Below are 26,755 nucleotides of genomic sequence, written 5' to 3'. Positions count from 1 at the left end.
TTCATACGGGGAATGCCGCCCGGGGTTCAGTACCCCAGATTGCTGCCCAGCCAGCGCTCCATCCAAGCCACATCCTGGCCCTTGCGCCGAGCCAGGTCCTCGATCTGGTCCTTGGCCACGCGCCCCACGCCGAAGTACTTGCTCTGGGGGTGGGCGAAGTAAAAGCCGCTGACGGCAGCCGCCGGGCTCATGGCCAGTCCTTCGGTAAGGGTGATGCCCGTGTGCTTGGTGGCGTCGAGCAGTCGGAAGAGCTCGGGCTTCTCGGTATGGTCCGGGCAGGCGGGGTAGCCCGGCGCCGGACGGATGCCCTGGTACTCCTCCTTGATCAGTTGCTCGTTGCTGAGGCGGGTGGACTCGTAGCCCCAGAGCTCCTCACGCACCACCTCGTGCAGCTTCTCGGCGAAGGCTTCCGCGAGGCGATCGGCCAGGGCTTTCAGCAGGATGGCGCTGTAGTCGTCGTGCGCGGCCTCGAAGCGCTTGACGCGTTCGTCCACGCCGTGGCCAGCGCTCACCGCGAAGCCGCCGAGGAAGTCGGGCGTGCCTTGGGGGGCGATGAAGTCGGCGAGGGCGATGTAGGGCACACCGGGCGCCTTCTTGCTCTGCTGGCGAAGCGTGTGGAAACGACCGATCACCTTGGTGCGGGATGGGTCGGAGTAGAGTTCGATGTCGTCATGCGTTGAAGGTGCAACAGGCGTCCCACCTGTTGAGCCGCCCGCAACAGGCAGGATGCCTGTTGGACGATTCGCCGGCCAGATGCCTGCGACACCATGCGCTTGGATCCACTGCTCTTTCACAATACGGTCCAGCATCTTCTGGGCATCGCTGTACAGACGCATGGCTTCAGCGCCCACCACTTCGTCCTCCAGGATGCGTGGGAACTTGCCGGCCAGCTCCCAGGCCATGAAGAAGGGCGTCCAGTCGATGTAGGGCACCAGCTCAGCCAGCGGGTAATTGCGGTAGGTGAAGATTCCGGTGCTCTTGGGCACCACGGGCGGTTCTGCAGCGAAGTCGATCGCGAACTTCTTCGCGCGGGCCTCCTCCAGCGGGACGTACTCCTTCTCGCGCTGGCTGCCCTCGTACTGCGTGCGCACCTTGGCGTACTCCTCCAGCACCTCGGCGGCGAAGCGGTCGCGTTCGTTGTCACTGAGCAGGTTGCTCACCACGGGCACGCTGCGGCTGGCGTCGATCACGTGCACCACGGGCTTGCTGTAGTGCGGGGCGATCTTCACGGCGGTATGCACGCGACTGGTGGTGGCCCCTCCGATCAAGAGCGGGGTCTCAAAACCCTCGCGCTCCATCTCCTTGGCCACGTGCACCATCTCGTCCAGTGAAGGCGTGATCAGGCCGCTGAGGCCGATGATATCCACCTTCATCTCGCGCGCGGTTTTCAGGATGGTGGCGCTCTGCACCATCACGCCCAGATCGATCACCTGCCAGCCGTTGCAGGCGAGGATCACACCCACGATGTTCTTGCCGATGTCGTGTACGTCGCCCTTCACGGTGGCGAGCAGCACCTTCTTAGCGCCCTCCTTCTGCGTGCCGATCACCTGCGCGGCCTTCTTCTCCTGCAGGAAGGGCTCGAGGTAGGCCACGGCGCGCTTCATCACGCGGGCGCTCTTCACCACCTGGGGCAGGAACATCTTGCCGCTGCCGAAGAGGTCGCCCACCACGTTCATGCCGGCCATCAGCGGACCCTCGATCACCAGTACGGGGTCCACGTATTTCACGCGGGCCTCCTCCACGTCAATGTCGATGAAGTCCGTTACGCCATGCACCAAGGCGTGCTTCAAGCGTTCTTCCACTGAGCCTTCGCGCCATGCGGCTTGCGCGGCCACGACTTCGGCTGAAGGCGCGCCCTTGAACTGTTCGGCGAAGGCCACCATGCGCTCGGTGGCATCGGGGCGACGCGCGAGCAATACATCCTCCACGTGCTCGAGAAGGTCCTTGGGAATGTCGTCGTACACGCCGATCTGCCCGGCGTTGACGATGCCCATGTCGAGGCCCGCCTTGATGGCGTGGTAGAGGAAAGCGGTGTGGATGGCCTCGCGCACGGGCTCGTTGCCGCGGAAGCTGAAGCTGACGTTGCTGACGCCGCCGCTGGTGAGCGCACCGGGCAGGTTCCGCTTGATCCAGCGCACGGCCTCGATGAAGTCGATGGCGTAGCGGTCGTGCTCGGCCATGCCGGTGGCCACGGTGAGGATGTTGGCGTCGATGATGATGTCGTGCGGCGCGAAGCCGGCCTTCTGTGTGAGCAGATCATAGCTCCGTTGCGCGATGGCGATGCGGCGCTCGTAATTGTCCGCCTGGCCCTGCTCATCGAAGCACATGACCACGGTGGCGGCGCCGAGGCGGTGGATGATCTTGGCCTGCCGCAGGAACTCGGCCTCCCCTTCCTTCAGGCTGATGCTGTTGGCGATGCCCTTGCCCTGCAGGCATTTCAGGCCCGCTTCGATCACGCTGAACTTCGAGGAGTCGACCATCACCGGCACACGCGCGATGTCGGGTTCGGCGGCGATGAGGTTGAGGAAGCGCGTCATGGCCTGCACGCCATCGATCAAGCCCTCGTCCATGTTCACGTCGATCACCTGCGCGCCGTTCTCCACCTGCTGGCGGGCCACGCTCACGGCCTCGTCGTACTGGCCGTTCTTGATCAGCTTGCGGAAGGCCGCGCTGCCCGTGACGTTGGTGCGCTCGCCGATATTGACGAAGTTGGAACCCGGGAAGATGCGGAGGGGTTCGAGGCCGGAGTAGGTGGGGATGGACATGCTAGCCACGATGTGCGATGAACCTCTCGTATTCTCGCTTAACCTCTTTCATGATGTCGAAGGACATTTCATCTGTTGGCATACGCCCTTTCCGTTGTTCGTACAAACTGACAAGCACCTCTCGCTGGTCCGGATGTGACCTCCAGTAATTCGGCTCGTTGTTGATTTGGAATAGGGCGCATAGAAGGTCGCCCGGGTAGTACTCCGCTTCCACGAATGGGTCCTTGCGAAGCTGATCGAACGCCATTGGCACGAGATATTCCAATGCGCTGTTCTGACCGATCAGGAATCGCAGATCACCAATCTCTAGGTCTTTGATGGGCGTTCGATGGAGCCTGTAGAAGCGGAGCACGGTACCGGACGAATCATCAGCAGAGGGAACCGGATCTTTCCAATTCCAACCTTCCAGTTCACTGATGCTTTTTTCGTGAGTGCCCTTCTTCATGCGATGATAGCTTCTGGTCAGAACGGGATACGCGTGAGCGATTGGAGCGGCACCCCGCAGCGAGGAACGAGCGAGGAGTACAGCGGAAAGCGCGACCCCGAGGCTTTGCGAGGGGGCACGCCCAAAGAACCACAGGGAGAATCGATCATGCCAATACCGGTGTTGCGCGTGGTGCGTGCCGTTTGGCCTCGGCGGCTAATGCAGCGATATGCTCCGGCGTGGTTCCGCAGCACCCGCCCACCACGTTCACCCAGCCGTTGGCCATGAACTCGCCCACGAGGCGCGCGGTGACATCGGGGGTTTCGCGGTACTCGCCCATCTGGTCGGGCAGGCCGGCGTTCGGGTAGATGCTGACACGCGAGGGGCTCTGCTCGGCGATCACCTCCAGGTAGGGCCGCATCTGGGCCGCGCCCAGAGCGCAGTTGAGGCCCATGCTGAAGAGCGGCACATGCTGCATGCTGATGAGGAAGGCCTCGATGGTCTGGCCGCTGAGCGTGCGCCCACTGGCGTCGGTGATGGTGACGCTGCACATGAGCGGCACACGTGTGTTGCGCGCCTCGAACACCTCCTCGATGGCGTAGAAGGCGGCCTTGGCGTTGAGCGTGTCGAAGATGGTCTCCACCAGCAGCAGGTCCACGCCGCCGTCGAGCAGGGCTTCCACCTGTTCCTTGTAGGCGGCCACGAGCTGGTCGAAGGTGACGGCGCGGTAGCCGGGGTCGTTCACGTCGGGGCTGAGCGAGGCGGTCTTGTTCATGGGCCCGATGGCACCGGCCACGTAGCGCGGCTTGCTCGGGTCCTTCTTGGTGTATTCTTCACAGGCCTCCTTGGCCAGTCGCGCCGAGGTGAGGTTGAGTTCGCGCACGAGGTGGCTGCACTCGTGCTCTGCTTGCGCGATGCTGGTGGCGCTGAAGGTGTTCGTCTCCACGATATCGGCGCCGGCCTCGAGGTATTGCTCGTGGATGCGCTTGATGGCCTCGGGGCGCGAGAGCGAGAGCAGTTCGTTGTTGCCTTTCAGCAGGATCTTGTGGTCCTCCATGCCCTTGGGATGGAAGTCCTCCTCGGTGAGGCCGAGGCGCTGGATCATGGTGCCCATGGCCCCGTCGAGGACGAGGATGCGTTGGGCGACGATGCGTTCTAGTTCGGTCATCGGTTCACAAGTGTGCGTGCTTTCCGGTCGCTCATTCAAAATGCAGGCGAATGGGAGTTGGTGAATGGTGAATGGGACTGAGCGGTTCGGCGATGGGGTCTCCCCATTCACCATCGACCATTCGCCATTCACCACTCCCAAAAAAAGGAAAGCCCCATCCGATGGACCGGATGAGGCATCAATATTCCCTTGCGGGACTTGCTTCCTGATCGCGGCTCATCTTTCCCCGAATCGTTCCGAGGCTGGATTTAGCACCTACCCGATGGTTGCCCAACGGACGGTTGCCAAGGCTTCACAGGGCCAGTCCCTCTGCCTTTCTGGATAAGCGTCCCGGCCCAAGGACCGGGATGACGGAAAGAACGTGGCGCGAATGTAGGAGCGCGGAGCGGGAATGCGGAGACGGACTCAGTAATACGGCGAGATCATCATGTACACCACCACGCCACTGATGCTCACGTAAAGCCAGATGGGCCAGGTGCGGCGCGCGAGCTTGCGGTGCTCGGCATAGCGGCCGCTGAGCGCGCGATAGGCCGTGAAGAGGATGTAGGGCAATGATCCCGCCGCGAGCAGGATGTGCGTGGCGAGGATGATGTAGTAGAGCACCTTGATCGCGCCTTCACCGCCGAAGGGCGTATCGCCGGCGAAGAGGTGGTGCAGGATGTAGGACACCAGGAAGAGCACGGAGAGCACCATCGCCGCGAGCATCACGCTGCGGTGCGCGGTCCATCGGCCGGAGCGCGCGGTGAAGAGGCCCGCGATGAGCAGCGCGCTCACCAGCGAGTTGATGGCCGCGTTGATCCGCGCGAACACATGCGGGTCGAAGCCACCGGGCGTGGCCACCTTCACGCGGTTGAGCACCAACACGGCCAGGAACACGATGGCCGAGAAGATCCAGATGATGCGCTTCGCCTTCGCATCGGCGAGGGTGAGCGAGGCCTTGGGATAGGGCTGCTTCATGGCTCCTGCCGCCTCACTGCTTCTTCCGCTCTGCACGCACGGCCTCGGCGCGCTTCACCTTCTCCTCCTTCAGCAGCATCTTGATGTCGTTTGCGCAATCCGTCATGCCCTTCATGGTGGTGCCGTCGTACATGCCGCGGATGTGCCGGTCCTTGTCGACCAGGACGAAAGTCTCGGAGTGCAGGAAACCGCCCGGCGCCATCACGTCCTCACGCGCCGCCACATGGTAGCCTTCGCTGCCTTGCAGGTAGATGGCCTCCTTGTCGCCGGTGAGGAACTTCCAGCGCGCGGTATCGGCTTGCAGCTTGCGCGCGTGCTCGTTCAGCACCTCGGGCGTGTCGTGCTCCGGATCAACGGTATGACTGAGGAAGACCACATCCTTGAAGGCGGGGTCGTCGAGCTTGAGCTGCATCTGCTGCATCTGGCCGCTCATCTTCGGGCAGATGGTGCCGCAGCGCGTGAAGAAGAAATCGGCCACGATGATCTTGCCCTCGACCTGCTCATCGGTGAAGGGCCGGCCGAACTGATCGATGAAGCTGAACGGCGGCAGCTCGTGGTAAACCGTGTCGATGATGACCTGGCCGTCGCGCTCAATGGCCACCACTTCCTTGGGGCCGTAGTAAGGCAGGAAGTTGAACTTGTGCTTCGCCATGCCCAGCCACGGCGAGAAGAACACGAATAGGCCAAGGACGAAAGCAGCGATGCCGCCCAGGATGAGGATCTTCTTGCGACGGCCCGAGGGCTCCAACAGCATCAGAGGTAAGTCTCCCAGAGGTAGTGGACGTACTGCGATTCCCAGATCCCGATGAAGAGCAGGTAGAGGATGAACAAGGCGTAGGGCAACAGGATGATCGCACGGATGTTGCGGCGCTCATCGCCCAGGTGCATGAAGGTCATCACGATGTAGGCGGCCTTGACCAAGGTGAGCACCACGTAGGTCCACTTGATGGTGTTCCAGGCGCTCAGGTCGAACCAGGTCTTCCAGTATGCGCCCAAGGTCACTTCCACGGTGGTCACCACGGCCAGCAGCAGGGTCACCATCCAGATCTTCTGGCGGACCTTCTTGCCATGCTCTTCGCTGTGGTGTGCGTCCAGGCTGTATTCGATGATGTCGTCGCGCTCCATTGCAAGCCGCCGTAGCCCGGCGAAGGCGTTTGGTCAGAGGAGGTAGAAGAAGGTGAACACGAACACCCACACCAGGTCAACGAAGTGCCAGTAGAGGCCGGCCTTCTCCACCATCTCGTAATGGCCGCGGCGGTGGAAGATGCCCTTCATCACCATGATCAGCACGATGAGGTTGATGACCACCCCGCTGAACACGTGGAAGCCGTGGAAGCCGGTGATGAAGTAGAAGAAATTGGCGTACTGCTGCGGGCCGTACTCATTGAACTCGATGCCATGTGCGCTCCACGGGAAGGGCGCACCGGCCATGTACACCACCTTCTCCTTCCAGAGCTTCTGGGCGGCGTCGCCGGTCAAAGGAGCCACTTCGGCGCCACCGGGCAGGGTGTCGGGCAGCAGGTAATGCCCGGGAAGGGCCTTCACCAAGTGGAACCCTTCGGCATGCGCGGGGTCGTGGGTATCGTGCGCATCGTTGTGCACCCAGTACTTGTCACCGTTGTCGATGGTGATGTAGCCGCCGCTTCCGTGGTTGAAGTGGTACCACTCCCAAGCCTGGCTCCCCACGAAGAAGGCACCGCCGATCACCGTGGCGAAGAGCCATTTGATCACGCCGCTCTTATCCATGCGGTGGCCGGCCTCAACGGCCAGCACCATGGTCACGGAACTGAAGATCAGGATGGCCGTCATCAGGGCCACGTAGATGAGCGGGAAGCTGCCATGCAGCCAAGGCAGGGCGCGGAACACCTCCTCGCCGATGGGCCAGGCCTCGGTGGTGCTGTGGCGAACGAAGCCGTAGCCCACCAGCAAGCCGCTGAAGGTGAGGGCGTCGGACACCAGGAAGAACCACATCATCATCTTCCCGTAGCTGATGCTGAACGGGGAGCGGCCGCCGCCCCAGAGGACGTCGTTGCTAAGGGCTTTTGTAGCGTCTCCTGCCATGGCCTGTTTATGCGGCGGCAATGTTAGTGAACGTACTTCAGGAACAAAAAGAGGAATACCCACAAGGCTCCGAGGAAATGCCAGTAAACTGCCCCGGCCCAGAGGCCCACATGGTCTTGATCGGTGTAACGCCCTTTGAAGGCCATCAAGGCCATGATCAGCAGGCTGAGCAGCCCGAAGGCCACATGAAAGGCGTGCGCTAGGGTCAGGATGTAGAAATAGGGCCCGGTGCGGTCCTTCTGCTCTGCGATCTCAGCATCCAACGCGAATTGCTTCGCGGAATCGTTGGCTGCGTACCAATGCCCATCGGCCGGGACCAAGGGCTGCCCATCCTTGCTCACGCTGAAATCGGTGCCGTAGACCCCGCCGATCTCCAATAGCATGTTCGGGCTCATGGTGATTCCGATCTGCACCAAACGGGACCAGCCCTTCACTTGAGATGCCGTGAAGGCTGCACCGAGCCCCAACGTGGCCAGGATCAAGGGAAGAACCAGCTTGGTTCGGCCTTTTGCTGCGCTGGATAAGGCCAGATGAAGGGTGAGGCTTCCTGCCAGCACGAAGGCGGTGCTCCAGTAAAAGGGCTCAGGCATGGCGATGATCGTCCAGTAGCCGCCACTCATGCTCACGATGTACGCGCTGGTGAGGCCTGCGAAGAACATCACGATCGCGAAGCAGAGGAGCCAGGTAAGGGTGCGCCTAGCGCGGGCGGCACGGGAGCGCTCCTCGGCCGGGGTGAAGGGGTCAGCGGTCATAAGCGGTCGAGCACATAGGCCACCTGCACGATGGGCAGGTAGAGGAAGCTGGCGAACATCAAGCGCCGGGCATCGGTTCGCTCATGGGAGCGGAAGAGCTTAAGCGCCGGCCAGAGCATCACAAGCCCCATGACAACTGAAACGATTGCGGCCACGGGACCTACGAAGCCGAAGGTCCAAGGGAGCAGGCCCACCGGGATAACGAAGAGCGTGTAGAGCAGGATCAGGAAGGCGCTGCGGCCATCGGTGCCGCCGGGCGAGGGGAGCAGGCGGAAGCCGCCGCGTGCATAATCCTCATCGAGCACCCACGCAATGGCCCAGAAGTGCGGGAATTGCCACATGAATTGCATGGCGAAGAGCAGGCCAGGGCCAAGACCGAAATGACCCGTAGCCGCCACGTACCCCAGCATCGGCGGGAAGGCGCCTGGGAAAGCGCCAATGAATACCGCCCAAGGCGAGCGCTTCTTGAGCGGCGTGTAAAGCGCGGCGTACATGAATAGGGAGAGGAAGCCCAGGATGCCCGTGAGCGGGCCGAAGGCCAGCCACAGCAAGACGATACCAGCGCTTCCCGCCACGAAAGCGCACCGATGGCCTCAGCCATGCCCAAGGTGCGCCTCACCAAAGGGCGCTCGGCGGTGCGGTGCATGAGGCCATCCTCCTGAACCTCGAACACTTGGTTCAGCGCATTGCTGGCTCCGGTGAGCAAGGTGCCGCCCAGCACCAGCATGAGCAGGTCGATTCCGCTGAAGGCGCCCGGGGCGATGCCCAAAAGGTAGCCGAGCACGGCGCTCACGACCACCAAGGAAGCCAGACGCAGCTTGAACAGCGCCATGACCTCGCGCAGCCAAAAGGCCATGCTACGGGTGCCAACGTATGCGTGCGACTTGCTCAACGGCCCTTGCCTTCGGCAGGCGGGCGCGAAAGTACCCCGCTGCGCCGAACCGTCGACGCTCTTGAATAGCACCAAGGTCCAAGTGGTCCTCAGCCGAGCACGCGCTCCTACCTTCCCCCCATGTCCGACGTGGGCGCACGTGCCGCGCAGATCAAGGCGGAGGCCCATCGGCTGGGCTTCCAGGCCTGCGGAATCGCCGTTGCCGGCTTCTTGGAAGAGGAAGCGCCCCGCTTGGAGAATTGGTTGAAGCAGGGCAAGCATGGCCAGATGGCCTACATGGCCAACCACTTCGACTTGCGGCTCGATCCCAGGAAGCTAGTGCCCGGGGCCAAGAGCGTGATCAGCCTGGCCTTCAACTACCACACGGATCAGAAGCAGCTCCGCCCCGAGGCGCCCAAGCTGAGCACCTATGCATTCGGTCGCGATTATCACAAGGTGGTGAAGAAGCGGCTGAAGCCCTTGGTGGAATTCATCGCGCAGCGCTTCGGCCAGGTGGCCATCCGCGCATTCGTGGATAGTGCGCCGGTGTTGGAGAAGGCATGGGCCCAGCGCGCAGGCATCGGCTGGCTCGGCAAGCACACCAACGTGATCAGGCAAGGCGAGGGCTCCTTCTTCTTTCTATGCGAGTTGATCACGGATCTGGAGCTCACGCCCGATGCTCCTGCCACCGACCATTGCGGCACATGCCGCCGGTGCATCGATGCTTGCCCAACGGAGGCGATCACACCTTACGGGGTCGATGGAAGCCGCTGCATCAGCTATCTCACCATCGAGCTGAAGGAAGCCATCCCGGAGGAGTTCGCGGGCAAACTGAACGGCTGGGCCTTCGGCTGCGACATCTGCCAGCAGGTATGCCCGTGGAACCGGTTCTCCGAAGCGCATCACGAGGAAGAGTTCAAGCCCAAGGCCGAATTGATGGCCCTCACGAAGGATGAGTGGCATGGCCTCACCGAAATCGTATTCGATCGCCTATTCGAAGGCAGTGCGGTGAAGCGCACGAAGTTCAATGGGCTGAAGCGGAATCTGGAGTTCCTGCGGTTGGAGGGTTGAGGGTTGATGCCCGGTTGGGAATCGCTGCTAGCGCAACGCGCGACCTTCAACCTCCAGCTTTCAACCAGCCTCAGGTCCTCATGGTGCTCTGGAACACCTCGACGATCACGTCCTTGTATAAATGACCGAAGGTGGCCAAGCACCAAGCCTTCAGGACCAACTGATCGCTTTGGCCCACCCATTTGCGGGCCTTGATCAACTCCTTCCGGAACAGGCGAGGGTCAAAACTGACCTTCTGGAGAACCTGCTTGCTGAACTCCATCATCTTCCTTCCTTGGTCCATCATCACGATTCGGGTTTAGCAGGGCTGAAAGTAGTGCATGCTGCGCGGAAAAGAGGCCCGGGGATGGTCGGTTTTTCCACAAGCGGCCGAAGCACCGTGTAGGGGAACGGTTGATAACCCGGATCGGTATCCGGAGCGCTCCCCTCGAATTGTTAAGGCTGGAACTTCCGCTCGGCGGCCTGCATCACGGCATTGGTAGCCGCGTCGTACACATAGGTGACCAGCTCGCAATTGGCAGCCACCCACGCCGGATTCATGGAGACCCCCGTGTATGAGAAGGTGAGCGTATCGCCCTGGTTGGCCGTAGCGGCAATGGCCACTTGCCCCCAGGCCCCATCCAAGGTCTTGCGGAACACATGGCGGTGGTCATAGTTGGGCACGTCGGGTGGTGTTGCCTGCGAGTTGTACTGCCAATCCACGATGTGGTCCTCGGTCAGGTAGGTAGTGAGCTTGAATTCCCCGGTGACATCCTCCAGCACGGCCACTTTCACCGTAGCGCTCACCGTATTGGCTCCGGCGTCGTGCTGCAAATCGCTGATCCACACATCGAACTTGGCATCCTCGTTCACGATTTCCTCGATCGCACTGCCCCAACTCGCGCTCGAAAGCACCGTGGAGCTGTTGTAAGGAGCTCGGTTCACCATGCCCGAGGGCAGAAAGGTCACCGCGAAGTTGGTGGCGTAGGTCTGACCTTCGGCGGTCCTGAAATCGGTGGCATAGCTGCCATCGGCATTGCTCTGCGGGAGAATGAAGCTCGAGTTGATGTTGGCCGCAGCGTGGAGCCCGACCAGGATCAGATCATCACCATACAAGGTCTTGAGCTGCGCAGCAACGGCATGGGCTGCAGGGCAGTTGTTGCAATGGTGGCCGGTGAATTCCTCGAGCAAGGCGCGGCGCTTCACGGACTCCCCGCTTCCGCCGGAGTCATTGCGCTGTTCAACAGGGTTCTCCACTTTGTCGCAGCTGACTGCCAACAGGCCAATCGTCGCGCATAGGATCAGCGGTCGCATGATTCAGAACGTGCTGGTGATGGACAAGGTAAGGCCGTTTGCAGCGGGCACTTGCCGGCAAACACCGCCCACGCAGAAGATCCCTGCGCGCTGGCGGCCGTAATTCACTTGGAACCGGTTGCCTCCGTGGATATAGCCCACCGAGCCGATGGGGTAATGCAGCGCTTCCTGGCCTTTGGCTTCCAGCTCGGGATTGCCCACATAGTTGTACTGATCCATGGCAGCCAGGAACCAATGCGGGCTGAAAGTGAGCTCGGCCAGCGCCGTGGCCCAATTGCCCTGATCCTGCTTGGTGCTCAGGTGCTGCAGCTCGAAGCGCAAAGAGGTGCGGTCGCTGAATTTGTGAAGGCCCTCAATGATGATGATGTCCGTGTACACAACCGGCTTCCCTGGCTTGCCCTGGATAACATCGATGTCATACGCGAGATTCAAGTACGTGACGGCCAGTTCCCAGGAGTCTGATATCTTCTTGCGCAGCTCCACGTTGATGTCCTGGAAGTAGCGCCGATCACTTGCCCCGAAGATCCGGCTCGTGTAGCCCAATCGCTGCGTCGTGTCGTCGGCGGCGCCCAACCGGGTAGTGTCGAGCGCATAGGCCACACTGGCATTCACGGCGAGCTTGGTGCCGTACTTGCCGCCCAATGCGGTGCCCTTCTTGAATTTGTAGAACAGTTCTCCTTGCGCGGCCACTTCGCCGTTGGGCTGCGTGGCGTAGGGATAGAGCGTTGCGGGCAGGTTGTAGGTGTGCTGCTTGGCACGCGGCGGCAGGAAGTTGATGTTGAGGTCGAAAGGAGTCGGAGCGGCGCGATCGCTCTGGAAGAACATGTTGTCGAAGCTGTGGGCCCCGACCGAGGCTCCGAATCCCTTGGAGGAATAGGTGGCATTCAACAGCAGGGCTTCCCCGGGCTTATAGATGAAGCCGTTCTTGCCGTTGGGGTCGTTGATCTTGTAGGCGTACTCCCCATATAGGTCCCATCGCGACGAGGTGAAGTTGATCCTGACCGCACCGGCCCCCACGTTCTGCGGCAGCTCCAGCAGCGGGTCGCGATCCTCCTGGTACTTGCTCACGAAGCTCCCGCCGATGATCAGATTGCCCCGGCAGGTCCAAAGGCTGTCGAGCAGTTCGGCGAGGTTCACTTCGGCATCGGCGCCGCGCACGAGGCCAACGCCCTTCACCTGGCCGTTGTCGAAGTTGAAGCGCTGCCTCCCGGCGAGGGCCTTCAGGTATATGCCGCGGAATGGCTTGTACTTCACGCGCACCCCATCCATGGCATTGTCCACGCCGAGGTAGCGCTCCTCGTAGCTGCGGAACACGAGGCCCTGCCCGAATTGCTCGAAGAAATTACCGGCTGTCACCTCCAAGTCGCTCAGCTTGTACTTGGCGTAACGGTAGCCGATGCCTGAGCCGGAGTACGGCTGGCCAGCAGGGTATCCTGCAAGGGACGGCTCATAGCTTTCCACACGGGTTCCCGCCTCAAAAGCGCCGCTCGTGTAGATCAAGTTCATCCATGCATTGTAGGCCAGCCGCTGTGCAGGCACGATGGCGCCGATGTCGTCGTCCTCGTTGTAGTACTGGGCGTCGGTACTGAAGTTCCCGTGGAGTTGCCCCCCTTCAGCTTGCTGCTGCGCGAATGCCATGAAAGGCATTGCACAGGCTGCAACAGCGATCAGGCCGTTGCGGATCTCGCTCAATCGCATGCGGCGAAGGTCACTTCTTTCCGGCTAGCTCCTGCACCTTGCGGTAGAGCTCATTCTCGTCGCCCGGCTCGTAGTTGTTGTGCTGCCACACGATCTCACCAGCGCCATTCAGCAGGAAGGTGTGCGGCACGTTGTTCACGTTCAGCGCGCGCTTGAGGTCGCCGTTGGGGTCGAGATACACGTCGTAGTCCCAATCCTGGCCGCTCACATAGGGTTTCACGCGCGCGCTGGTGCGGGCATCGTCGATGCTCACGGCGATCAGCTTCACGCCGGTCTTCGCCTGCCATTCGTCGTATTTCTCCGCTACGGCGCTCAGTTCCTTCTTGCAGGGTGCGCACCAAGTGGCCCAGAAGTTCAGGATGATGGGCTTGCCATTGTTGCTGAAGCTCTTGGTATCCACCTTCTTGCCTTCAAGGGTCTGCACCATCACGCTGGGCAGGGTGCTTTGGGCTGCGCCTTGGATCGCAATGGCGAGCAGGACGAGTAGTATCGAGGTTCTCATGTTGTGATTCAGGTCTCAAAGTGAAAGGCCAGCGGCCAACGCAATCATCGCGCCGTGCCGCTGGCCCTCCCGGTCAGGTCAATTCATGTGCTACTTGCTCACCGTCACTTTGCGGGTGGCGGTCAAGCCATCGGCGGTCACCACCACCATGTAGCTGCCGTTCGCAAGCGCGCTCAGGTCAAGGTCGTGGCGCTGCTCGCCGCTGCCGAAGCCACGGTTGGCCACCATCACCTCCTGGCCCGCGAGATCGAGCACTTGGAAGCGCACGTTGGTGGCGCTGGGCAGGTCGAAGCTCAGGTTCATGAGGCCGTCGGTGGGGTTCGGGAACAGGGTGAGGCGGCGATCGAGGGCGTTGACCTCATCGACGCCCACTGCGAGCTGGCCAACGAAAGCGGCTTGCAGCACCTGCTTGGTGGAGGTGTTCTGCACGAAGGCCACCACTTTCACATTGGCGATCTGGCCCCACAGGTTGTAGTTGCCTTGAGCAACGCCGCCTTGGGTGAAGTTGTAGCTCTGGGTGAAGTTCTGGGCCACGCCATCCTGCAGGGTCGTGAGGGTGATCCCGCTGCCATTGGGGAGCATCTTGCGCTGGGCGTGCTTGAACTGGTTCTGCGACGTGGTGCCCTGGTAAGAATAGCTCTCGACTGCGACGATGAAGAGCTTGTGGTTGGCCCCGAAATTCGCATGAGGGGTCACCGTGGCATTCACCGTAAGGGTGTTCCCAGCGTACGAAGCATTAAGGTCGATGCTGCAGAAGGCCGGCAAGGCAGCCTCATTGTTCAGGTTGGTGGCGTTGTTCGCGTAGGCATTCTGGATCGCGGCGCCATTGAGGAACACATCAGGGATACCGCTCACGCCATAGAACGTGCGGCGGGTAACGCCATCGGGATTGTAGCTCGGGTCGGTGCCAGGGCTGGGCCAGTTCATCTGGTATTTCACCGCAGCGATATTCGAGGATCCCGTGTTGGTGCTCAAGCTGGTGAGCAACGGGTCGAACGTGTTGTTATAGCTGGCGCAGGGTGCACAGGTGCTGCTGGTGAATTCCTCGATGAGCACTTTGCGCTGCACGCTTTGCGAAGCAACGCTGACGGTGGTGCTCATCTGGTCGTTCGCTGCGTTGCCATCGGTGCCGCCGTTCGGGGAGCTGGTCCAAACATTGATCACATGGCTGCCCGTGGTGGCCGCCCATGCCGTGGGGTGCGAGAACGTATAGTTAGAGGCCGGAGCGATGTTGGCGCTGATCGGCGCAGAGACCGTAGCGCCGCCATCGACGCTGTAGTTCAGGGTGAAGCCCGTGATGGCCGTGCTGCCGAAGTTGCGAACCACGCCTCCGATGGTCACGTTGCCCTGAGCCACAACGGCTGGAAGGTTCACCGAGAGCGGTGCCAGGTCGAGCGCGCTCTGGCCGCCGGTGATGAAGTAAGAGATGTCCTGCGAACCGGTGAAGTTCGTGTTGCCGGCCAGGGCTGTAGCACCAGCGGTCACGCTGTAACTGCCAGAGCCGTATGCGCAGCACATGCCATCACCGTAAGAATCGTTCATGGTGAACACCAGCACGACCCCATCGGGCACGCAAGCGTTGACCGAAGGCTGATCCGTGGTTCCAGCCGCACCCAGATTCGTGTATGGACCACCCGAAGCGTACACCGGCGTGCCGCCCAAACCGGTAAGCGACCACGTGGTCTCCGTGCCCCATTGGTCAGTGGTAACGCTCACCGTCACTTGGGTCTCCCCGGTGGGGCATTGCGCTTGGGCGCTGGAGAACGCCACGAGCGCTAGGGCCATGGCAACGAAGCGTAAAGACTTCTTCATCAGTTAAGGGTTGTTGGTTGCGGGTTGGTGAAAACTCCTCCACTGAGGGGAGCCTTATTTCAGGGAGGCCAAACGTAGTCGGCATTGTGCAGAGGTCCAAGGTCCTCGATCGGTTTTTCGTTGGGATCCTATCCAGTTGCAAGGAACAACCTAATTGCCATCCCATGGACCAAGAGTCTGGTACATTTGAGGCCGCACCCGGACGAGGAAGCAACGAATCACGAGCCGCATGAATGCACGATACACCGTTTTCGCCCTGCTCATCGCCTCCCTTGGAGCACAGGCCCAGATTATCAACGTCACCAACAGCCAAAGCCAAGTAGTGAACGGGCAAATGGTCACTGTGACCGGTGATGCGAACGCGGCGCTGCTAACCAGCAGTCTGTTCACCGCTCGCAACGGCAGCACGTCGATCAACGTGAACGTGAAACGCTATGAGCTGAGCGCGCAGGCCGGCACGCAGAATTACTTCTGCTGGGGTGTCTGCTACGACGCGATCCCAGCAGGCACCTTGCCGTTCTGGAGCGCCGGTCAAGAGGCGATGCTGCCTATGGCGCCTGGCGCAACATTGGACAACTTCCACGCCTACCATGTGCCGCTCGGGAACGCCGGAATCAGCACGTACCGGTACGTGTGGTACAACACTGCGGCGCCTACGGATACGGTGTATGTCGATATCCGCTTCGAAGCGACGGCTGTGGGAATTGAAGAATCCAGCAAGCCTGCAGCGCAGATCCTGGCTTACCCGAACCCCACAAGCGGCAACGATGTGCAGCTTGAAGTGAGCATGGACCGCGCCTCTGCTGGCACACAGGTGGTGGCTTACGATATGCTCGGTGGGGCCGTGCGCCGCTTAGCGCTCAGTGCCCAACAGAATCGTGTGCTCCTGCCCACTAGTGAGTGGACCCCAGGCGTGTACTTCGTGAGCATCGAGCGCAATGGCGCGACCTTGGCAACGCGCCGGGTGGTGGTCACGCGCTAGGCTCAATCAGCCATTCCTCGGCGATTCCAGGCACGCCTTCAGTGGCCGATGCTCGGATGATGCGCGCGCCCATACGGTTCAGTCCAACGGCTTGGGGGTCAACCAGGACCATCGAAGCCGAACGGGGGGCGTGGTGCACCAAGCCTGCTGCGGGGTAGACATGGAGTGATGTGCCCACCACCAGCACGCGGTTGGCACGGGACATTTCATCGGTCGCCCTCTCCATCATCGGCACGGCTTCACCGAACCACACGATGTGCGGGCGAAGTTGGGATCCCAGCGCGCACATGTCGCCCAAACGTAGTGACGGCCCGTTGATGCGGGTGACCAAGGTGGGGTCAGCCGTGCTGCGGGCCAGCAGGATTTCGCCATGCAGATGCAGAACCTGCGTGCTCCCTGCCCGCTCATGAAGGTCATCGATGTTCTGGGTAATCACCATGACATCGAAGCGCTCCTGCAATCGCGCAATGGCCGAATGCGCCGCATTGGGCTGGGCGGCGAGCACCTGCGCTCGGCGCTCATCATAGAAGCGAAGCACCAAGGCCGGGTCGCGTCGCCAAGCCTCCGGTGTTGCTACCTCCTCCACACGGTGCTGCTCCCAAAGGCCACCGCTATCGCGGAAGGTGCGCAACCCGCTCTCGGCACTGACCCCGGCCCCCGTGAAGACGACGATGCGCTCACGGCCCATGCGGCAAGTTTATCCAATGATCATCGAGTGCGCTGTTCGGCTTGGGCCACCTATTTTCGGGCCCTTCATTCCGGCCCCCTCCGGAGAACCCGCAGCCGATCGATACCACTTTACCCCCTTTGTAGGATCCCATACGTGCACGAAGGGACAGGATGATCGACAGCCTGAACGGAGAGCTATTGGAGCGTGGAATCGACCATGCCGTCATCGATTGCCATGGGGTGGGCTACCTCGTGCATCTGCCAGCAACCGTCATGGTTCATCTCCCAACACGCGGCAACTGCCGGTTGTTCATCCACTACAGCGTGAGCGTCGATGTTCGTTCCGGGCAAAGCGAGCACCGGCTATTCGGCTTCCGCCAGGCAGATGAACGGCAGCTGTTCCGCAAGCTGATCGAGGTGCAAGGGGTGAGCGCCACTTTGGCCCTGGCGATCATGAGTGCCCGCAGCGCCGACGATGTGCGCTCATCGATCATCCTCGGCGATGAAGGCGCACTGAAAGGAATCAAGGGAATCGGGCCGAAGCTGGCTCAGCGCATCATCGGAGAGCTGCAGGGCAAATTGGGCCTGGGCGGAGCGGCCTTGCCTTCAGGCCTGCCAGCCGGGTCGGGCAATACGCTGCGGGCCGAGGCGTTATCGGCGCTGGTCTCGCTCGGCATGGACCGCGCGAAGGCTGAACGGGCCCTGCAAGGCGTGCTGAGCGAGCGCGGATCGGAACCTCCGCAACTGGAAGAGTTGATCAAGCTGACATTGAAGAACCTGTGAGCCGGGCCGTGCATCTCCTTTCCTTTCCGCTCTTCGCGAAGCCCATGATCGCTCTGCGCGGCTTGCTTGCGCTCGCGCTGCTGCTGGCGGGTGCTGACGCTGAAGCCGGATTGGTGCTCCAGGTGGATACGCCGGAAGTGGATCTCGTGTACCCGATCACGGATCCCACTGCGCCGGGCGCAGGCAGTTCGGGCCTGGTGAATCTGGGCGACCCTGCCAACATCCAGAATGATGTGATCTACGACCCCGTGACGGGCCAGTACATCGTGAACAGCAGCGTGGGCGGGAGCTTCGACTACCGGCCGCCCATGAGCCTCTCCCTCGAGGAGTACCTCAATTACGACATGGAGCAATCCATCCAGACCTTCTGGCTGAACAAGGTGGAAGAGGAGAGCGAGAGCGCGAAGAAGCGCATGATCCCCGCGCTGAAGGTGCGCGGCAAGGTGTTCGATCGGATCTTCGGCGGCAACACCATCGACATCAAGCCGCGCGGCTCCGCAGAGATCATCTTCGGCCTGAACGTGAGCCGCACGGACAATCCACGGATCCCGATCCAGCAGCGGCGCATCACCACCTTCAACTTCGACCAGCGCATCCAGCTCAACCTCGTGGGCAACATCGGCGAGAAGCTGAAGATCACCACGAACTACAACACGCAGGCGACCTTCGATTTCGAGAACCAGGTGAAGCTCGACTACACCGGGTACGAGGACGAGATCATCCAGAAGATCGAGGCCGGCAATGTGAGCCTGCCCCTGCGGGGCACCCTGATCCAGGGCAGCCAGAGCCTCTTCGGCATCAAGACCCAATTGAAGTTCGGCCGCCTCACCGCCACAGGGATCTTCAGCCAGGAGAAGGGCCAGCGCCGGAACGTGCAGACCCAAGGCGGCGCGCAGACCACCAACTTCGATATCAAGACCGACGAGTACGAGGCCAACAAGCACTACTTCCTCAGCTACGCCTTCCGCGACCAATACGAAGCCGCCCTGCGCACGCTGCCCACCGTGAACAGCGGCGTGATGGTCACTCGCGTGGAGGTCTGGGTGACCAACCTGCGGCAGGACTTCAACCAGAACCGCAACGTGGTGGCATTCACCGACCTGGGCGAGGACGCCAGCCAGGCCAGCCGCGATGCGGGCCGCGTCAGCAACGACATGCCCCCCGGACTGCTGATCGACAACCCCGGAACCGCAGCGGACAACGCCGCGAACAACCTGTATGGCGCCGTGAGCACCAATGCCGGCATCCGCAGCTTCGTGAACGCCAGCGGCGCCCTGCAAGCGCTGGGCCTGTTGCCCGCGCGCCATTTCGAGAAGCTTGAGAGCGCGCGGCTGCTCAACCAGAACGAATACACGCTGAACATGCGTTTGGGCTTCATCACCCTGAACCAGCAGCTCAACAATGATGAGGTGCTGGCGGTGGCCTACCAGTACACCCTCGATGGCCAGACCTTCCAGGTGGGCGAGTTCAGCACCGACGGCATCAGCCCGCCCGACGCGCTGATCCTCCGTTTGCTGAAGGCCACCATCACCAACCCGCGCATTCCGCTATGGGACTTGATGATGAAGAACGTGTACTCCTTGGGCGCCTTCCAGGTGAACCGGGAGAACTTCCGCCTGGACGTGGTGTACAACAACCCCGTCACCGGCGTCGATATCAACTACATCCCTCGAGCGCCTGTCGATCAGATCCCGCTGATCCAGACCGTGGGCCTGGACCGCTTGGACCCGAACAACGCGCCCAATCCCGATGGCTGGTTCGACTTCATCGACGGCGCGGCCACCAATGGCGGCACCATCAACACGCAGAACGGCCGCATCTTCTTCCCGGTGCTCGAGCCCTTCGGCAGTTATCTGGACCAGCAGCTCATCGGGCCGAACCCGGCCAGCCCGGTGCAGCCGGAAGCGATCCGCAAGACGATCGTGTACCAGCAGCTCTACGACAGCACCAAGATCGCCGCGCAGAACATCCCCGAGCTCAACCGCTTCAAGCTGAAGGGCAGTTACCGCAGCGCCAGCAGCGACGTGATCAACCTCAATAGCGTGAACATCCCGCAGGGCAGCGTGGTGGTCACCGCCGGCGGCGTGCGCCTGGTGGAGAACCAGGACTACACCGTGGATTACAACCTCGGGCGCGTGCGCATCCTCAACCAAGGGATCCTCGAGAGCGGCACGCCTGTGAACATCGCTCTCGAGAGCAACTCGCTCTTCAGCATCCAGACGCGCACGCTGGCTGGTGCTCGCTTCGACTACACCATCAACAAGGACTTCGTGATCGGCGGCACCATCATGAACCTGTATGAGCGTCCGCTCACGCAGAAGGTGAACGCCGGCGAAGAGCCCATCGCCAACACCATCGTTGGCCTCGACGCCAACTGGCAGAGCAAATCGCAATGGCTCACCAACGTGGTGGACAAGCTGCCCTTCTTCGCCACGAAGCAAGAGAGCAGCGTGAATGCCAGCATCGAGGGCGCCTACCTGATCCCCGGCCACAGCCGCGCCATCGGGAACGCGGGCACGAGCTATATCGACGACTTCGAGGGCAGCGTGAGCACCATCGACCTGCGCACCCAGAGCCTATGGTTCCATGCCAGCACGCCGCAAGGCCTGCCCGACCTGTTCGATGAGGGCCAATACGTCAACGATCTGCGGAACGGATTCCGCCGCGCGCAGCTCAGCTGGTACGTGATCGATCCGCTCTTCTTCCGCAACAACAACCTCACCCCTTCGCACATCGCCGGGCAGTCCGGCGTGGCCATGCGCAGCGATCACCGCATGCGCGAAGTGCTGGAGAACGAGGTGTTCCCCTTCCGCCAGCTCCCCGCCGGCACTCCGAACAACATCCCTGTGCTCGACCTCACCTACTACCCGAATGAGCGCGGGCCTTACAACTACTATGAGGATGCGGACCGGCTCAATCCGGACGGCTCCTTCAACGATCCGGAGAACAACTGGGCGGGGATCATGCGGCGGATCACCACCACCGACTTCGAGAGCAGCAACATCGAGAGCATCCAGTTCTGGCTGATGGACCCCTTCAGCGAGGCAGCGCCCAATGGCAGCAACGAGGACAGCCAGAACACCACCGGAGGCACGCTCTACCTCGATCTGGGCAACATCAGCGAGGACATCCTGCGCGATGGTCGCAAGGCATTCGAGAACGGGCTGCCCAAGGATGCGCAGGATGCGGCGGCGCCCTTCGACCCGACAGCGTGGGGCGTTGTGCCCACCACCCAGAACGTGGTGAACGCCTTCGCTCTTCTGGAAAGCAACAGCAACAAGTACCAGGACTTGGGCATGGACGGCCTTCCCAGCAGCCTCAATGATGCACTGCAGGGCACCGAGCAGCAGTTCTTCAGCAGCTATGTGAACGGCGTGGCCGGCGCGGTCTCGGACCCGGACGCCCTGAGCCGCATCCAAGCAGACCCCAGCAACGACGATTACCAGTTCTTCCGCGGAACCTCGCTCGACAATCAGCAGGCCAGCATCCTCGACCGCTACAAGCGCTTCAACAACCCCGAGGGCAACAGCGTCACCGACGAGGACAGCCCGGAGAACTACCCCACCCAGCAAACGGTGATCCCCACCACGGAGGACATCAACCTGGACCAGAACCTGGCCGAGGGCGAGAGCTACTTCCACTACGCGCTGCCGCTGCGCCCGGAGGACATGGTGGTGGGCCGCAATTTCATCACCGACCGCATCGAGGCCGATGCCAGCACGCCGGCCGGCACCAAGCGGGTGTACTGGTACCAGTTCAAGATTCCGGTACGCCAGCCCACGGCGCGGGTGAACGGCATCCAGGACTTCCGCAGCATCCGCTTCATGCGCATGTACCTGCAGGGCTGGCAGCAGCAGGCCACCCTGCGCTTCGCGCGATTGGAATTCGTGCGCGGCGAATGGCGCAAGTACGCCAGCTCATTGCTCTCGCCCCAGGAAGTGCCCGCCGTCGATAACGACCCCACCACCTTCAACGTGGCGGCGGTGAACATCGAGGAGAACGGATCGCGCTACCCGATCAACTACGTGCTCCCGCCGGGCATCAACAAAGAGGTTGACGTGGCCAGCGCCAACCTGCGCAACCTGAACGAGCAGAGCCTGCAGCTGCAGGTGTGCAACCTGCGCGACGGCGATGCGCGCGGCGCATTCCGCAACGTGAGCTTCGACATCCGCAGCTATAAGAAGATGCGCATGTTCATCCACGCCGAGAGCAGCGACCCCAATAACCCGCTCACCTACGGAGACGTCACCGTGTTCGTGCGGATCGGCAACGACCTCGATGCCAACTACTACGAGTACGAGGTGCCCGTGGCCATCAGCACGCCCTTCAACAACGACCCTTACAACGTGTGGCCGGAGGTGAACGACATGGTGATCGAATTCGCGAAGCTCAACGACCTGAAGATCCAGCGCGACCAGAGCGCATTCCCGCGCAACCTGCGATACCAAGGCGCCGATGGCGACCGCCGCGTGTTCATCAAGGGCAGCCCCAACCTCAGCCAGCTGCGCAGCATCATGATCGGCATCCGCAACCCTGGCAAGGACGGTGAGGAGGCCAACCCCTACGGCCCGGACAACGGGCTGGCCAAATGCGCCGAGGTATGGGTGAACGAATTGCGCCTCACCGACTTCGACCAGCGCGGGGGCTGGGCCGCCATCGCCCGCGTGAACGCCCAATTGGCCGACCTGGGGACGGTGAGCGTGGCCGGCAACTACAGCACGCCCTTCTGGGGCAGCATCGACAAGCGCGTGAGCGAGCGCCAGCGCGAGACCAAGTACGGCATCGATGTGGCCGCCAACCTGGAGATGGGCAAGTTCCTGCCCGAGAGCACCAAGCTCCGCGTACCGCTCTACCTCGGGTACAGCGAGCAGGTGAGCAATCCGCAGTTCGACCCGCTCAACCCCGACATCGAATGGAACGACGCCACGCGCGCGCTCACGCCCGATGAGCGGCGGCAGCGCTTGAAAGCCTCCCGAACCTACACGCGCAGGCGCAGCATGAACCTGACCAACGTGCGCAAGGAGCGCGGCGAGGGCAAGAAGGAACGCGCATGGGACGTGGAGAACCTAGCCCTCACCTACAGCTACACCGACCAGGAGTACTTCGATGTGAACACCGCATTCGAGAACACGCGCACCTATCGCGGCAGCATCGCGTATCAATTCGCGCCGAAGCCCCTGGCCATCGAGCCGTTCAAGGACATCGGGCTGATCGGGAAGACCAAGTGGCTCAAGCTGCTCAAGGACTTCAATGTGAACCTGGGCTTCAAGCAGATCAACCTGCGCACCAGCATGGACCGCATGTACCTGGAGCGGCTCGTGCGCCCCAACCCCGACATCGAATCGCTTCCGCCCCGGCCCACCTACAACAAGAACTTCAATTGGGTGAGCCAGTACGGATTCAAGTACGACATCACCAAATCCCTCAAGGTCGACTTCAATGCCAACAACATGGCCGTGGTGGGGGAGACGCCGGGCCGCGTGAAGCCGAAGGAAGTGGACGAGTACGCCCTATGGAAGGACAGCGTGCTCACCAGCCTGCAGCAGTGGGGCGAGGTGACCCGCTACGACCATACCACCGCCATCACCTACACGCTGCCCTTCGATAAGCTGCCGCTCACCGATTGGATCACCTCCAACGCGGGCTACACCGCCGGCTACCAATGGGACCGTGCGCCCTTCACGCAGGATACGCTGGGCAACACCGTGCAGAACTCGCGCAACCTCTCGCTCAACAGCCAGCTCAACTTCGTCTCGCTGTACAACAAGAGCAAGTGGCTCAAGAAGATCAACGACAAGGCCAAGCGACCGGCCGCACGTCCGCAGACAGCGCCAGCGCGCGGGGGAGCAGCACCGAAGCCCGAGGACGACAAGAAGGAACCGAAGGAGAAGTTCAATGTGCTCGAGAACCTGGCACGCATGCTCATGGCCCTCCGCACCGGGTCCTTCACGTACAGCCAGACCAATGGCACCCTGTTGCCCGGCTATGGCCGCACCACCAACATCATCGGCATGGACAACTTCGGTGCGCCGGGGCTGGGCTTCGTGCTGGGGCAGCAGAACGACGACCTCAACGGCGATCAAGTGCGCGACTTCGCCCGCACCGCTGCGGCCAACGGCTGGCTCGTGCAGAATGAGTCCATCTTCAATCCCTACACCACCACCCGCAACGAGAACATCACCGCGCGCCTGAGCCTGGAGCCCTTCAAAGGCATGCGCATCGAGCTCAACGCCAACCGAACCAGTGCTCGGAGCACGCGCTCCTTCTTCCGCTGGAACGAGGACCTTGGCAGCTATGTGAACGATAATCCCAACGAGACCGGCAGCTTCAGCGTGAGCATGCTCACCTGGCGCACGGCGTTCAAGCGCGACGACGGCAACGCCGTGAACCAGGTCTTCAACGAACTGCTCACCAACCGGCAGGTGATCAGCGGCCGCTTGGGCGCCACGAACCCCGAATCGGTGCTCGATACCACGGGCTACTTCACGGGCTATGGCAGCACCAATCAGGATGTGGTGATCCCCGCCTTCATCGCAGCGTACACGGGGCGTTCGGCCAGCTCGGTGAACCTCAACCCCTTCAAGCAGGCGCCGATGCCCAACTGGGACATCACCTACGATGGCCTCACCAAGATGGAGCCCTTCAGCAAGTGGTTCCGGACCTTCACGCTGAAGAACAGCTACCGAAGCACTTTCAGCGTGGCCAGCTACCAGACCAACCTGCTCTATGTGCCGGGTGCCAATGCGGTTGATGCCGCCGGCAACTACATCCCCCAACGGCAGATCATGGCCGTTACCATGCAGGAGGCCATGCGGCCGCTGATCGGCTTCGATGCCACTTTGAAGAACGGCCTGCTGGCGAAGGTCGAGCACAACCGGGACCGCAACCTGAGCCTGGGCCTCACCAATTACCAGGTGACCGAGACGCGCGGAAAGGAATACGTGGTGGGCACGGGCTATCGCTTCAAGAACGTGAAGCTCCCCTTCAGCGTAGGCGACAAGAAACCCAACAGCGACCTGAACATCCGCGTGGACCTGAGCATCCGCGAGAACGTGACCGTGATCCGGCAGATGGAGCAGCGCCTCAACCAGATCACCGCCGGCCAACGGGTGCTCTCCATCAAGACCAGCGCCGATTACGTGCTGAATGAGCGACTGAACGTGCGCCTGTTCTACGACCGTGTGGTGAACAAGCCGCTGATCACCACCTCCTTCCCCAGCGCCAACTCCAACTTCGGCATAAGCCTGCGCTTCACGCTCACGGAATAGGGGTCCAGCCCATGGTCGAGAGTTGTTCGTTGTCAGGCTCGGTGATTCGGGTTCGTTTCTACTTTCGGCCGCCTTCTCCGACACCGAATCGAGCAACATCCCGCTACCGGCTCAACCTCCAACCTCTGCCCGATGAACATCCCCTCTGACCTCAAGTACACCAAAGACCACGAATGGCTGCGCATCGAAGGCGAGAGCGCCGTGGTGGGCATTACCGACTTCGCGCAGGGCGAGCTCGGCGACATCGTGTTCGTGGACATCAACTCCGTTGGCCAATCGCTGGACCGCGAGGCCGTATTCGGCACCGTGGAGGCCGTGAAGACCGTGAGCGACCTCTTCATGCCCGTGAGCGGCACGGTGCAAGAGGTGAACCCCGGATTGGCTGACGATCCCGCCAGCGTGAACAAGGACCCTTACGGTTCCGGCTGGATGGTTCGCGTGAAGCTGAGCGATCCTGCCCAAGCCGCTGATCTGCTAAGCCCAGAGCAGTACAGCGCACTGGTGGGCGCGTGACCTTCATGCGGCCCAAGCGGCGCTGGCCCGTGCTCTGGGCCTTGCTCATCCTGCTGCTATGCCTGATGCCCGGCGCGGCGCTGCCCACTTGGCATTGGGCCGACCTCTTCAGCGTGGACAAGCTGGTGCATGCTGGCCTTTTCGGCGTGCTCGCGGTGCTGGCTCTCCGTGCGTTGCCGCATCGTTCCACGGTGAGCATCGCGGTCACCGCCCTGGCTTGCGCCGCCTATGGCGGAGCGCTGGAGCTGATGCAGCAGCTGCCCGCGCTCGGACGCCGCGGCGACTGGAACGACTTCCTGGCCAATGGCATCGGCGTATGCTTGGGCCTGGCTTGGCAATGGCGGTCTTGGGGCAAGGGACGGCTGATCGCCGCTCGATCCAATGCCTAGTTTTGAACCCCAGCCCGGGATGCGGGTACCGAACCGAAACACGATCACCATGCAAGCGCGCAAGAACCCCGATGCCGACCTTGAGCGGCGCAAGACCAGTTTCCTGGCCATTGGCCTGCTCACCGCACTGGCCTTCACTTTGGTGGCCTTCGAATGGACGGCCTTCGACCGGAGCCAGGAGGGGTTGGGTGCTCTGGTGCTCGACCTCATCGAGGAGGAGGTGATCCCGCCCAGCGCCACTCCGCCCCCACCGCCACCGCCCCCCCCCGCTCCCACCCAAGTGATCGAGATCGTGGAAGACGATGTGGAGGTGCAGGAGACCGAGGTGGTGGAAATGGAAGTGACGGAGAACACCCAAGTGGAAGCGCCGGTGCAGCGGGAAGAAGAAGTGGTGGAGGAGCAGATCTTCACCATCGTGGAGGAGATGCCTGCCTTCCCCGGAGGGGAGGTGGAGATGCGCAAGTACCTGGGCAAGGCCATCAAATACCCGCAGATGGCACAGGACGCTGGCATCAGCGGCACCGTGTTCCTCACCTTCGAGGTGGATAAGGATGGCAAGATCAAGGACGTGAAAGTGCTGCGCGGGATCGGCGGCGGCTGCGACGAGGAGGCCATGCGCGTGGTGAAGGCCATGCCGCAATGGACCCCCGGCAAGCAGCGCGGCAAATCGGTGCGCGTGCAGTTCACGCTGCCCGTGAAGTTCACGCTGCGCTGAGCAGGCCGCAACGGAATGAAGAAGGCCCCGGAGATCCGGGGCCTTCTTCATTGTGAGCTGGG

At 61.9% G+C, this 26,755-nt stretch carries 23 protein-coding genes and 1 riboswitch; of the genes, 7 read left to right on the top strand and 16 right to left on the bottom strand.

From position 1 onward, the window contains the following. Positions 1–26 precede the first annotated feature (26 nt). The 10 genes from metH to IPK70_16010 all read right to left on the bottom strand — a co-directional run bounded on the left by metH (position 27) and on the right by IPK70_16010 (position 8,983). Entirely contained in the window at positions 27–2,765 is a 2,739-nt protein-coding gene (gene metH, locus IPK70_16055) for a methionine synthase (protein ID MBK8228676.1), read from the bottom strand. Between the two features lies 1 nt (position 2,766). Continuing rightward, positions 2,767–3,210: a hypothetical protein gene (locus tag IPK70_16050; GenBank protein ID MBK8228675.1), complete on the bottom strand. Its 444-nt coding sequence runs from the start codon at positions 3,208–3,210 to the stop codon at positions 2,767–2,769. A 145-nt stretch (positions 3,211–3,355) separates the two neighbouring features. Beyond that, the gene (locus IPK70_16045) at positions 3,356–4,357 is read right to left on the bottom strand and encodes a homocysteine S-methyltransferase family protein (GenBank protein ID MBK8228674.1); all 1,002 of its coding nucleotides are present in this window, start codon (positions 4,355–4,357) and stop codon (positions 3,356–3,358) included. Between the two features lie 213 nt (positions 4,358–4,570). Beyond that, a riboswitch (SAM riboswitch) is annotated at positions 4,571–4,685 on the bottom strand. 77 nt (positions 4,686–4,762) lie between these two features. Then, positions 4,763–5,314: a DUF420 domain-containing protein gene (locus tag IPK70_16040; protein ID MBK8228673.1), complete on the bottom strand. Its 552-nt coding sequence runs from the start codon at positions 5,312–5,314 to the stop codon at positions 4,763–4,765. A gap of 13 nt (positions 5,315–5,327) precedes the next feature. After that, the gene (locus IPK70_16035; protein MBK8228672.1) at positions 5,328–6,068 is read right to left on the bottom strand and encodes an SCO family protein; all 741 of its coding nucleotides are present in this window, start codon (positions 6,066–6,068) and stop codon (positions 5,328–5,330) included. Next, on the bottom strand, positions 6,068–6,439 hold the full coding sequence (locus IPK70_16030; GenBank protein MBK8228671.1) for a cytochrome C oxidase subunit IV family protein: 372 nt from the start codon (positions 6,437–6,439) through the stop codon (positions 6,068–6,070). The genes IPK70_16035 and IPK70_16030 overlap by 1 nt, the downstream gene beginning before the upstream one ends. A gap of 33 nt (positions 6,440–6,472) precedes the next feature. Next, a complete protein-coding gene (locus tag IPK70_16025) occupies positions 6,473–7,375 on the bottom strand; it encodes a cytochrome c oxidase subunit 3 (GenBank protein MBK8228670.1) in 903 nt (300 codons plus the stop codon). Between the two features lie 23 nt (positions 7,376–7,398). Next, positions 7,399–8,127 (bottom strand): heme-copper oxidase subunit III, encoded by a 729-nt coding sequence (locus IPK70_16020; protein MBK8228669.1) that lies wholly within the window; start codon positions 8,125–8,127, stop codon positions 7,399–7,401. Next, the gene (locus IPK70_16015; GenBank protein MBK8228668.1) at positions 8,124–8,432 is read right to left on the bottom strand and encodes a hypothetical protein; all 309 of its coding nucleotides are present in this window, start codon (positions 8,430–8,432) and stop codon (positions 8,124–8,126) included. Before IPK70_16015 ends, IPK70_16020 begins: the two co-directional genes overlap by 4 nt. After that, on the bottom strand, positions 8,351–8,983 hold the full coding sequence (locus tag IPK70_16010) for a UbiA family prenyltransferase (protein ID MBK8228667.1): 633 nt from the start codon (positions 8,981–8,983) through the stop codon (positions 8,351–8,353). The genes IPK70_16015 and IPK70_16010 overlap by 82 nt, the downstream gene beginning before the upstream one ends. Positions 8,984–9,139: 156 nt before the next feature. Between IPK70_16010 and queG the strand changes: the two genes are divergently transcribed. Beyond that, positions 9,140–10,069 carry a tRNA epoxyqueuosine(34) reductase QueG gene (queG, locus tag IPK70_16005; GenBank protein ID MBK8228666.1) on the top strand — a complete coding sequence of 310 codons (930 nt, stop codon included), beginning with the start codon at positions 9,140–9,142 and terminating at the stop codon, positions 10,067–10,069. 70 nt (positions 10,070–10,139) lie between these two features. On the opposite strand, the gene IPK70_16000 is transcribed toward queG, so the two are convergent. The 5 genes from IPK70_16000 to IPK70_15980 form a co-directional block, all read right to left on the bottom strand. Continuing rightward, positions 10,140–10,355 (bottom strand): hypothetical protein, encoded by a 216-nt coding sequence (locus IPK70_16000; GenBank protein ID MBK8228665.1) that lies wholly within the window; start codon positions 10,353–10,355, stop codon positions 10,140–10,142. Positions 10,356–10,504: 149 nt separating this feature from the next. Then, positions 10,505–11,362, bottom strand: coding sequence for an Omp28 family outer membrane lipoprotein (locus tag IPK70_15995; protein MBK8228664.1), 858 nt, complete (start codon positions 11,360–11,362; stop codon positions 10,505–10,507). Positions 11,363–11,365: 3 nt separating this feature from the next. Beyond that, the gene (locus IPK70_15990; GenBank protein MBK8228663.1) at positions 11,366–13,060 is read right to left on the bottom strand and encodes a hypothetical protein; all 1,695 of its coding nucleotides are present in this window, start codon (positions 13,058–13,060) and stop codon (positions 11,366–11,368) included. Between the two features lie 10 nt (positions 13,061–13,070). Further along, positions 13,071–13,562, bottom strand: a complete 492-nt coding sequence (locus tag IPK70_15985) for a TlpA family protein disulfide reductase (GenBank protein MBK8228662.1) — start codon at positions 13,560–13,562, stop codon at positions 13,071–13,073. 90 nt (positions 13,563–13,652) lie between these two features. Beyond that, positions 13,653–15,374, bottom strand: coding sequence for an Omp28-related outer membrane protein (locus IPK70_15980; protein ID MBK8228661.1), 1,722 nt, complete (start codon positions 15,372–15,374; stop codon positions 13,653–13,655). A gap of 229 nt (positions 15,375–15,603) precedes the next feature. On the opposite strand from IPK70_15980, the gene IPK70_15975 reads away from it, so the two are divergent. Further along, the gene (locus tag IPK70_15975) at positions 15,604–16,356 is read left to right on the top strand and encodes a T9SS type A sorting domain-containing protein (protein ID MBK8228660.1); all 753 of its coding nucleotides are present in this window, start codon (positions 15,604–15,606) and stop codon (positions 16,354–16,356) included. Here IPK70_15975 and IPK70_15970 read toward each other — a convergent pair. Further along, complete coding sequence (locus IPK70_15970; GenBank protein ID MBK8228659.1) at positions 16,346–17,044, bottom strand: NAD-dependent deacylase; 699 nt, start codon at positions 17,042–17,044, stop codon at positions 16,346–16,348. The genes IPK70_15975 and IPK70_15970 overlap by 11 nt on opposite strands. 152 nt (positions 17,045–17,196) lie before the next feature. Between IPK70_15970 and IPK70_15965 the strand changes: the two genes are divergently transcribed. The 5 genes from IPK70_15965 to IPK70_15945 all read left to right on the top strand — a co-directional run bounded on the left by IPK70_15965 (position 17,197) and on the right by IPK70_15945 (position 26,693). Further along, positions 17,197–17,808 (top strand): Holliday junction branch migration protein RuvA, encoded by a 612-nt coding sequence (locus tag IPK70_15965; protein ID MBK8228658.1) that lies wholly within the window; start codon positions 17,197–17,199, stop codon positions 17,806–17,808. An 8-nt stretch (positions 17,809–17,816) separates the two neighbouring features. Beyond that, complete coding sequence (gene sprA / locus IPK70_15960) at positions 17,817–25,076, top strand: cell surface protein SprA (GenBank protein ID MBK8228657.1); 7,260 nt, start codon at positions 17,817–17,819, stop codon at positions 25,074–25,076. Between the two features lie 132 nt (positions 25,077–25,208). After that, complete coding sequence (gcvH, locus tag IPK70_15955; protein MBK8228656.1) at positions 25,209–25,589, top strand: glycine cleavage system protein GcvH; 381 nt, start codon at positions 25,209–25,211, stop codon at positions 25,587–25,589. Further along, complete coding sequence (locus IPK70_15950; protein ID MBK8228655.1) at positions 25,586–25,978, top strand: VanZ family protein; 393 nt, start codon at positions 25,586–25,588, stop codon at positions 25,976–25,978. The genes gcvH and IPK70_15950 overlap by 4 nt, the downstream gene beginning before the upstream one ends. A gap of 49 nt (positions 25,979–26,027) precedes the next feature. Further along, entirely contained in the window at positions 26,028–26,693 is a 666-nt protein-coding gene (locus IPK70_15945) for a TonB family protein (protein ID MBK8228654.1), read from the top strand. The last annotated feature ends 62 nt before the right edge of the window (positions 26,694–26,755 follow it).

Source organism: Flavobacteriales bacterium, from assembly GCA_016712535.1.
Classification (GTDB): Bacteria; Bacteroidota; Bacteroidia; order Flavobacteriales_F; family PHOS-HE28; genus PHOS-HE28.
Note: the sequence above shows the minus strand (reverse complement) of the source record. Positions and strands in the feature narration are given on the sequence as shown.

Bases quoted from the DNA above. Each gene is read 5' to 3' on its own strand.
- queG (MBK8228666.1), top strand. From the start codon at position 9,140: ATGTCCGACGTGGGCGCACGTGCCGCGCAGATCAAGGCGGAGGCCCAT.
- gcvH (MBK8228656.1), top strand. From the start codon at position 25,209: ATGAACATCCCCTCTGACCTCAAGTACACCAAAGACCACGAATGGCTG.
- IPK70_16040 (MBK8228673.1), bottom strand. From the start codon at position 5,314: ATGAAGCAGCCCTATCCCAAGGCCTCGCTCACCCTCGCCGATGCGAAG.
- IPK70_15995 (MBK8228664.1), bottom strand. From the start codon at position 11,362: ATGCGACCGCTGATCCTATGCGCGACGATTGGCCTGTTGGCAGTCAGC.
- IPK70_15970 (MBK8228659.1), bottom strand. From the start codon at position 17,044: ATGGGCCGTGAGCGCATCGTCGTCTTCACGGGGGCCGGGGTCAGTGCC.
- IPK70_16050 (MBK8228675.1), bottom strand. From the start codon at position 3,210: ATGAAGAAGGGCACTCACGAAAAAAGCATCAGTGAACTGGAAGGTTGG.
- IPK70_15975 (MBK8228660.1), top strand. From the start codon at position 15,604: ATGAATGCACGATACACCGTTTTCGCCCTGCTCATCGCCTCCCTTGGA.
- IPK70_16025 (MBK8228670.1), bottom strand. From the start codon at position 7,375: ATGGCAGGAGACGCTACAAAAGCCCTTAGCAACGACGTCCTCTGGGGC.
- IPK70_16030 (MBK8228671.1), bottom strand. From the start codon at position 6,439: ATGGAGCGCGACGACATCATCGAATACAGCCTGGACGCACACCACAGC.
- IPK70_15965 (MBK8228658.1), top strand. From the start codon at position 17,197: ATGATCGACAGCCTGAACGGAGAGCTATTGGAGCGTGGAATCGACCAT.
- IPK70_15985 (MBK8228662.1), bottom strand. From the start codon at position 13,562: ATGAGAACCTCGATACTACTCGTCCTGCTCGCCATTGCGATCCAAGGC.
- IPK70_16000 (MBK8228665.1), bottom strand. From the start codon at position 10,355: ATGATGGACCAAGGAAGGAAGATGATGGAGTTCAGCAAGCAGGTTCTC.
- metH (MBK8228676.1), bottom strand. From the start codon at position 2,765: ATGTCCATCCCCACCTACTCCGGCCTCGAACCCCTCCGCATCTTCCCG.
- IPK70_16035 (MBK8228672.1), bottom strand. From the start codon at position 6,068: ATGCTGTTGGAGCCCTCGGGCCGTCGCAAGAAGATCCTCATCCTGGGC.
- IPK70_16010 (MBK8228667.1), bottom strand. From the start codon at position 8,983: ATGGCCTTTTGGCTGCGCGAGGTCATGGCGCTGTTCAAGCTGCGTCTG.
- IPK70_15980 (MBK8228661.1), bottom strand. From the start codon at position 15,374: ATGAAGAAGTCTTTACGCTTCGTTGCCATGGCCCTAGCGCTCGTGGCG.
- IPK70_15945 (MBK8228654.1), top strand. From the start codon at position 26,028: ATGCAAGCGCGCAAGAACCCCGATGCCGACCTTGAGCGGCGCAAGACC.
- IPK70_16045 (MBK8228674.1), bottom strand. From the start codon at position 4,357: ATGACCGAACTAGAACGCATCGTCGCCCAACGCATCCTCGTCCTCGAC.
- IPK70_16020 (MBK8228669.1), bottom strand. From the start codon at position 8,127: ATGACCGCTGACCCCTTCACCCCGGCCGAGGAGCGCTCCCGTGCCGCC.
- IPK70_15990 (MBK8228663.1), bottom strand. From the start codon at position 13,060: ATGCGATTGAGCGAGATCCGCAACGGCCTGATCGCTGTTGCAGCCTGT.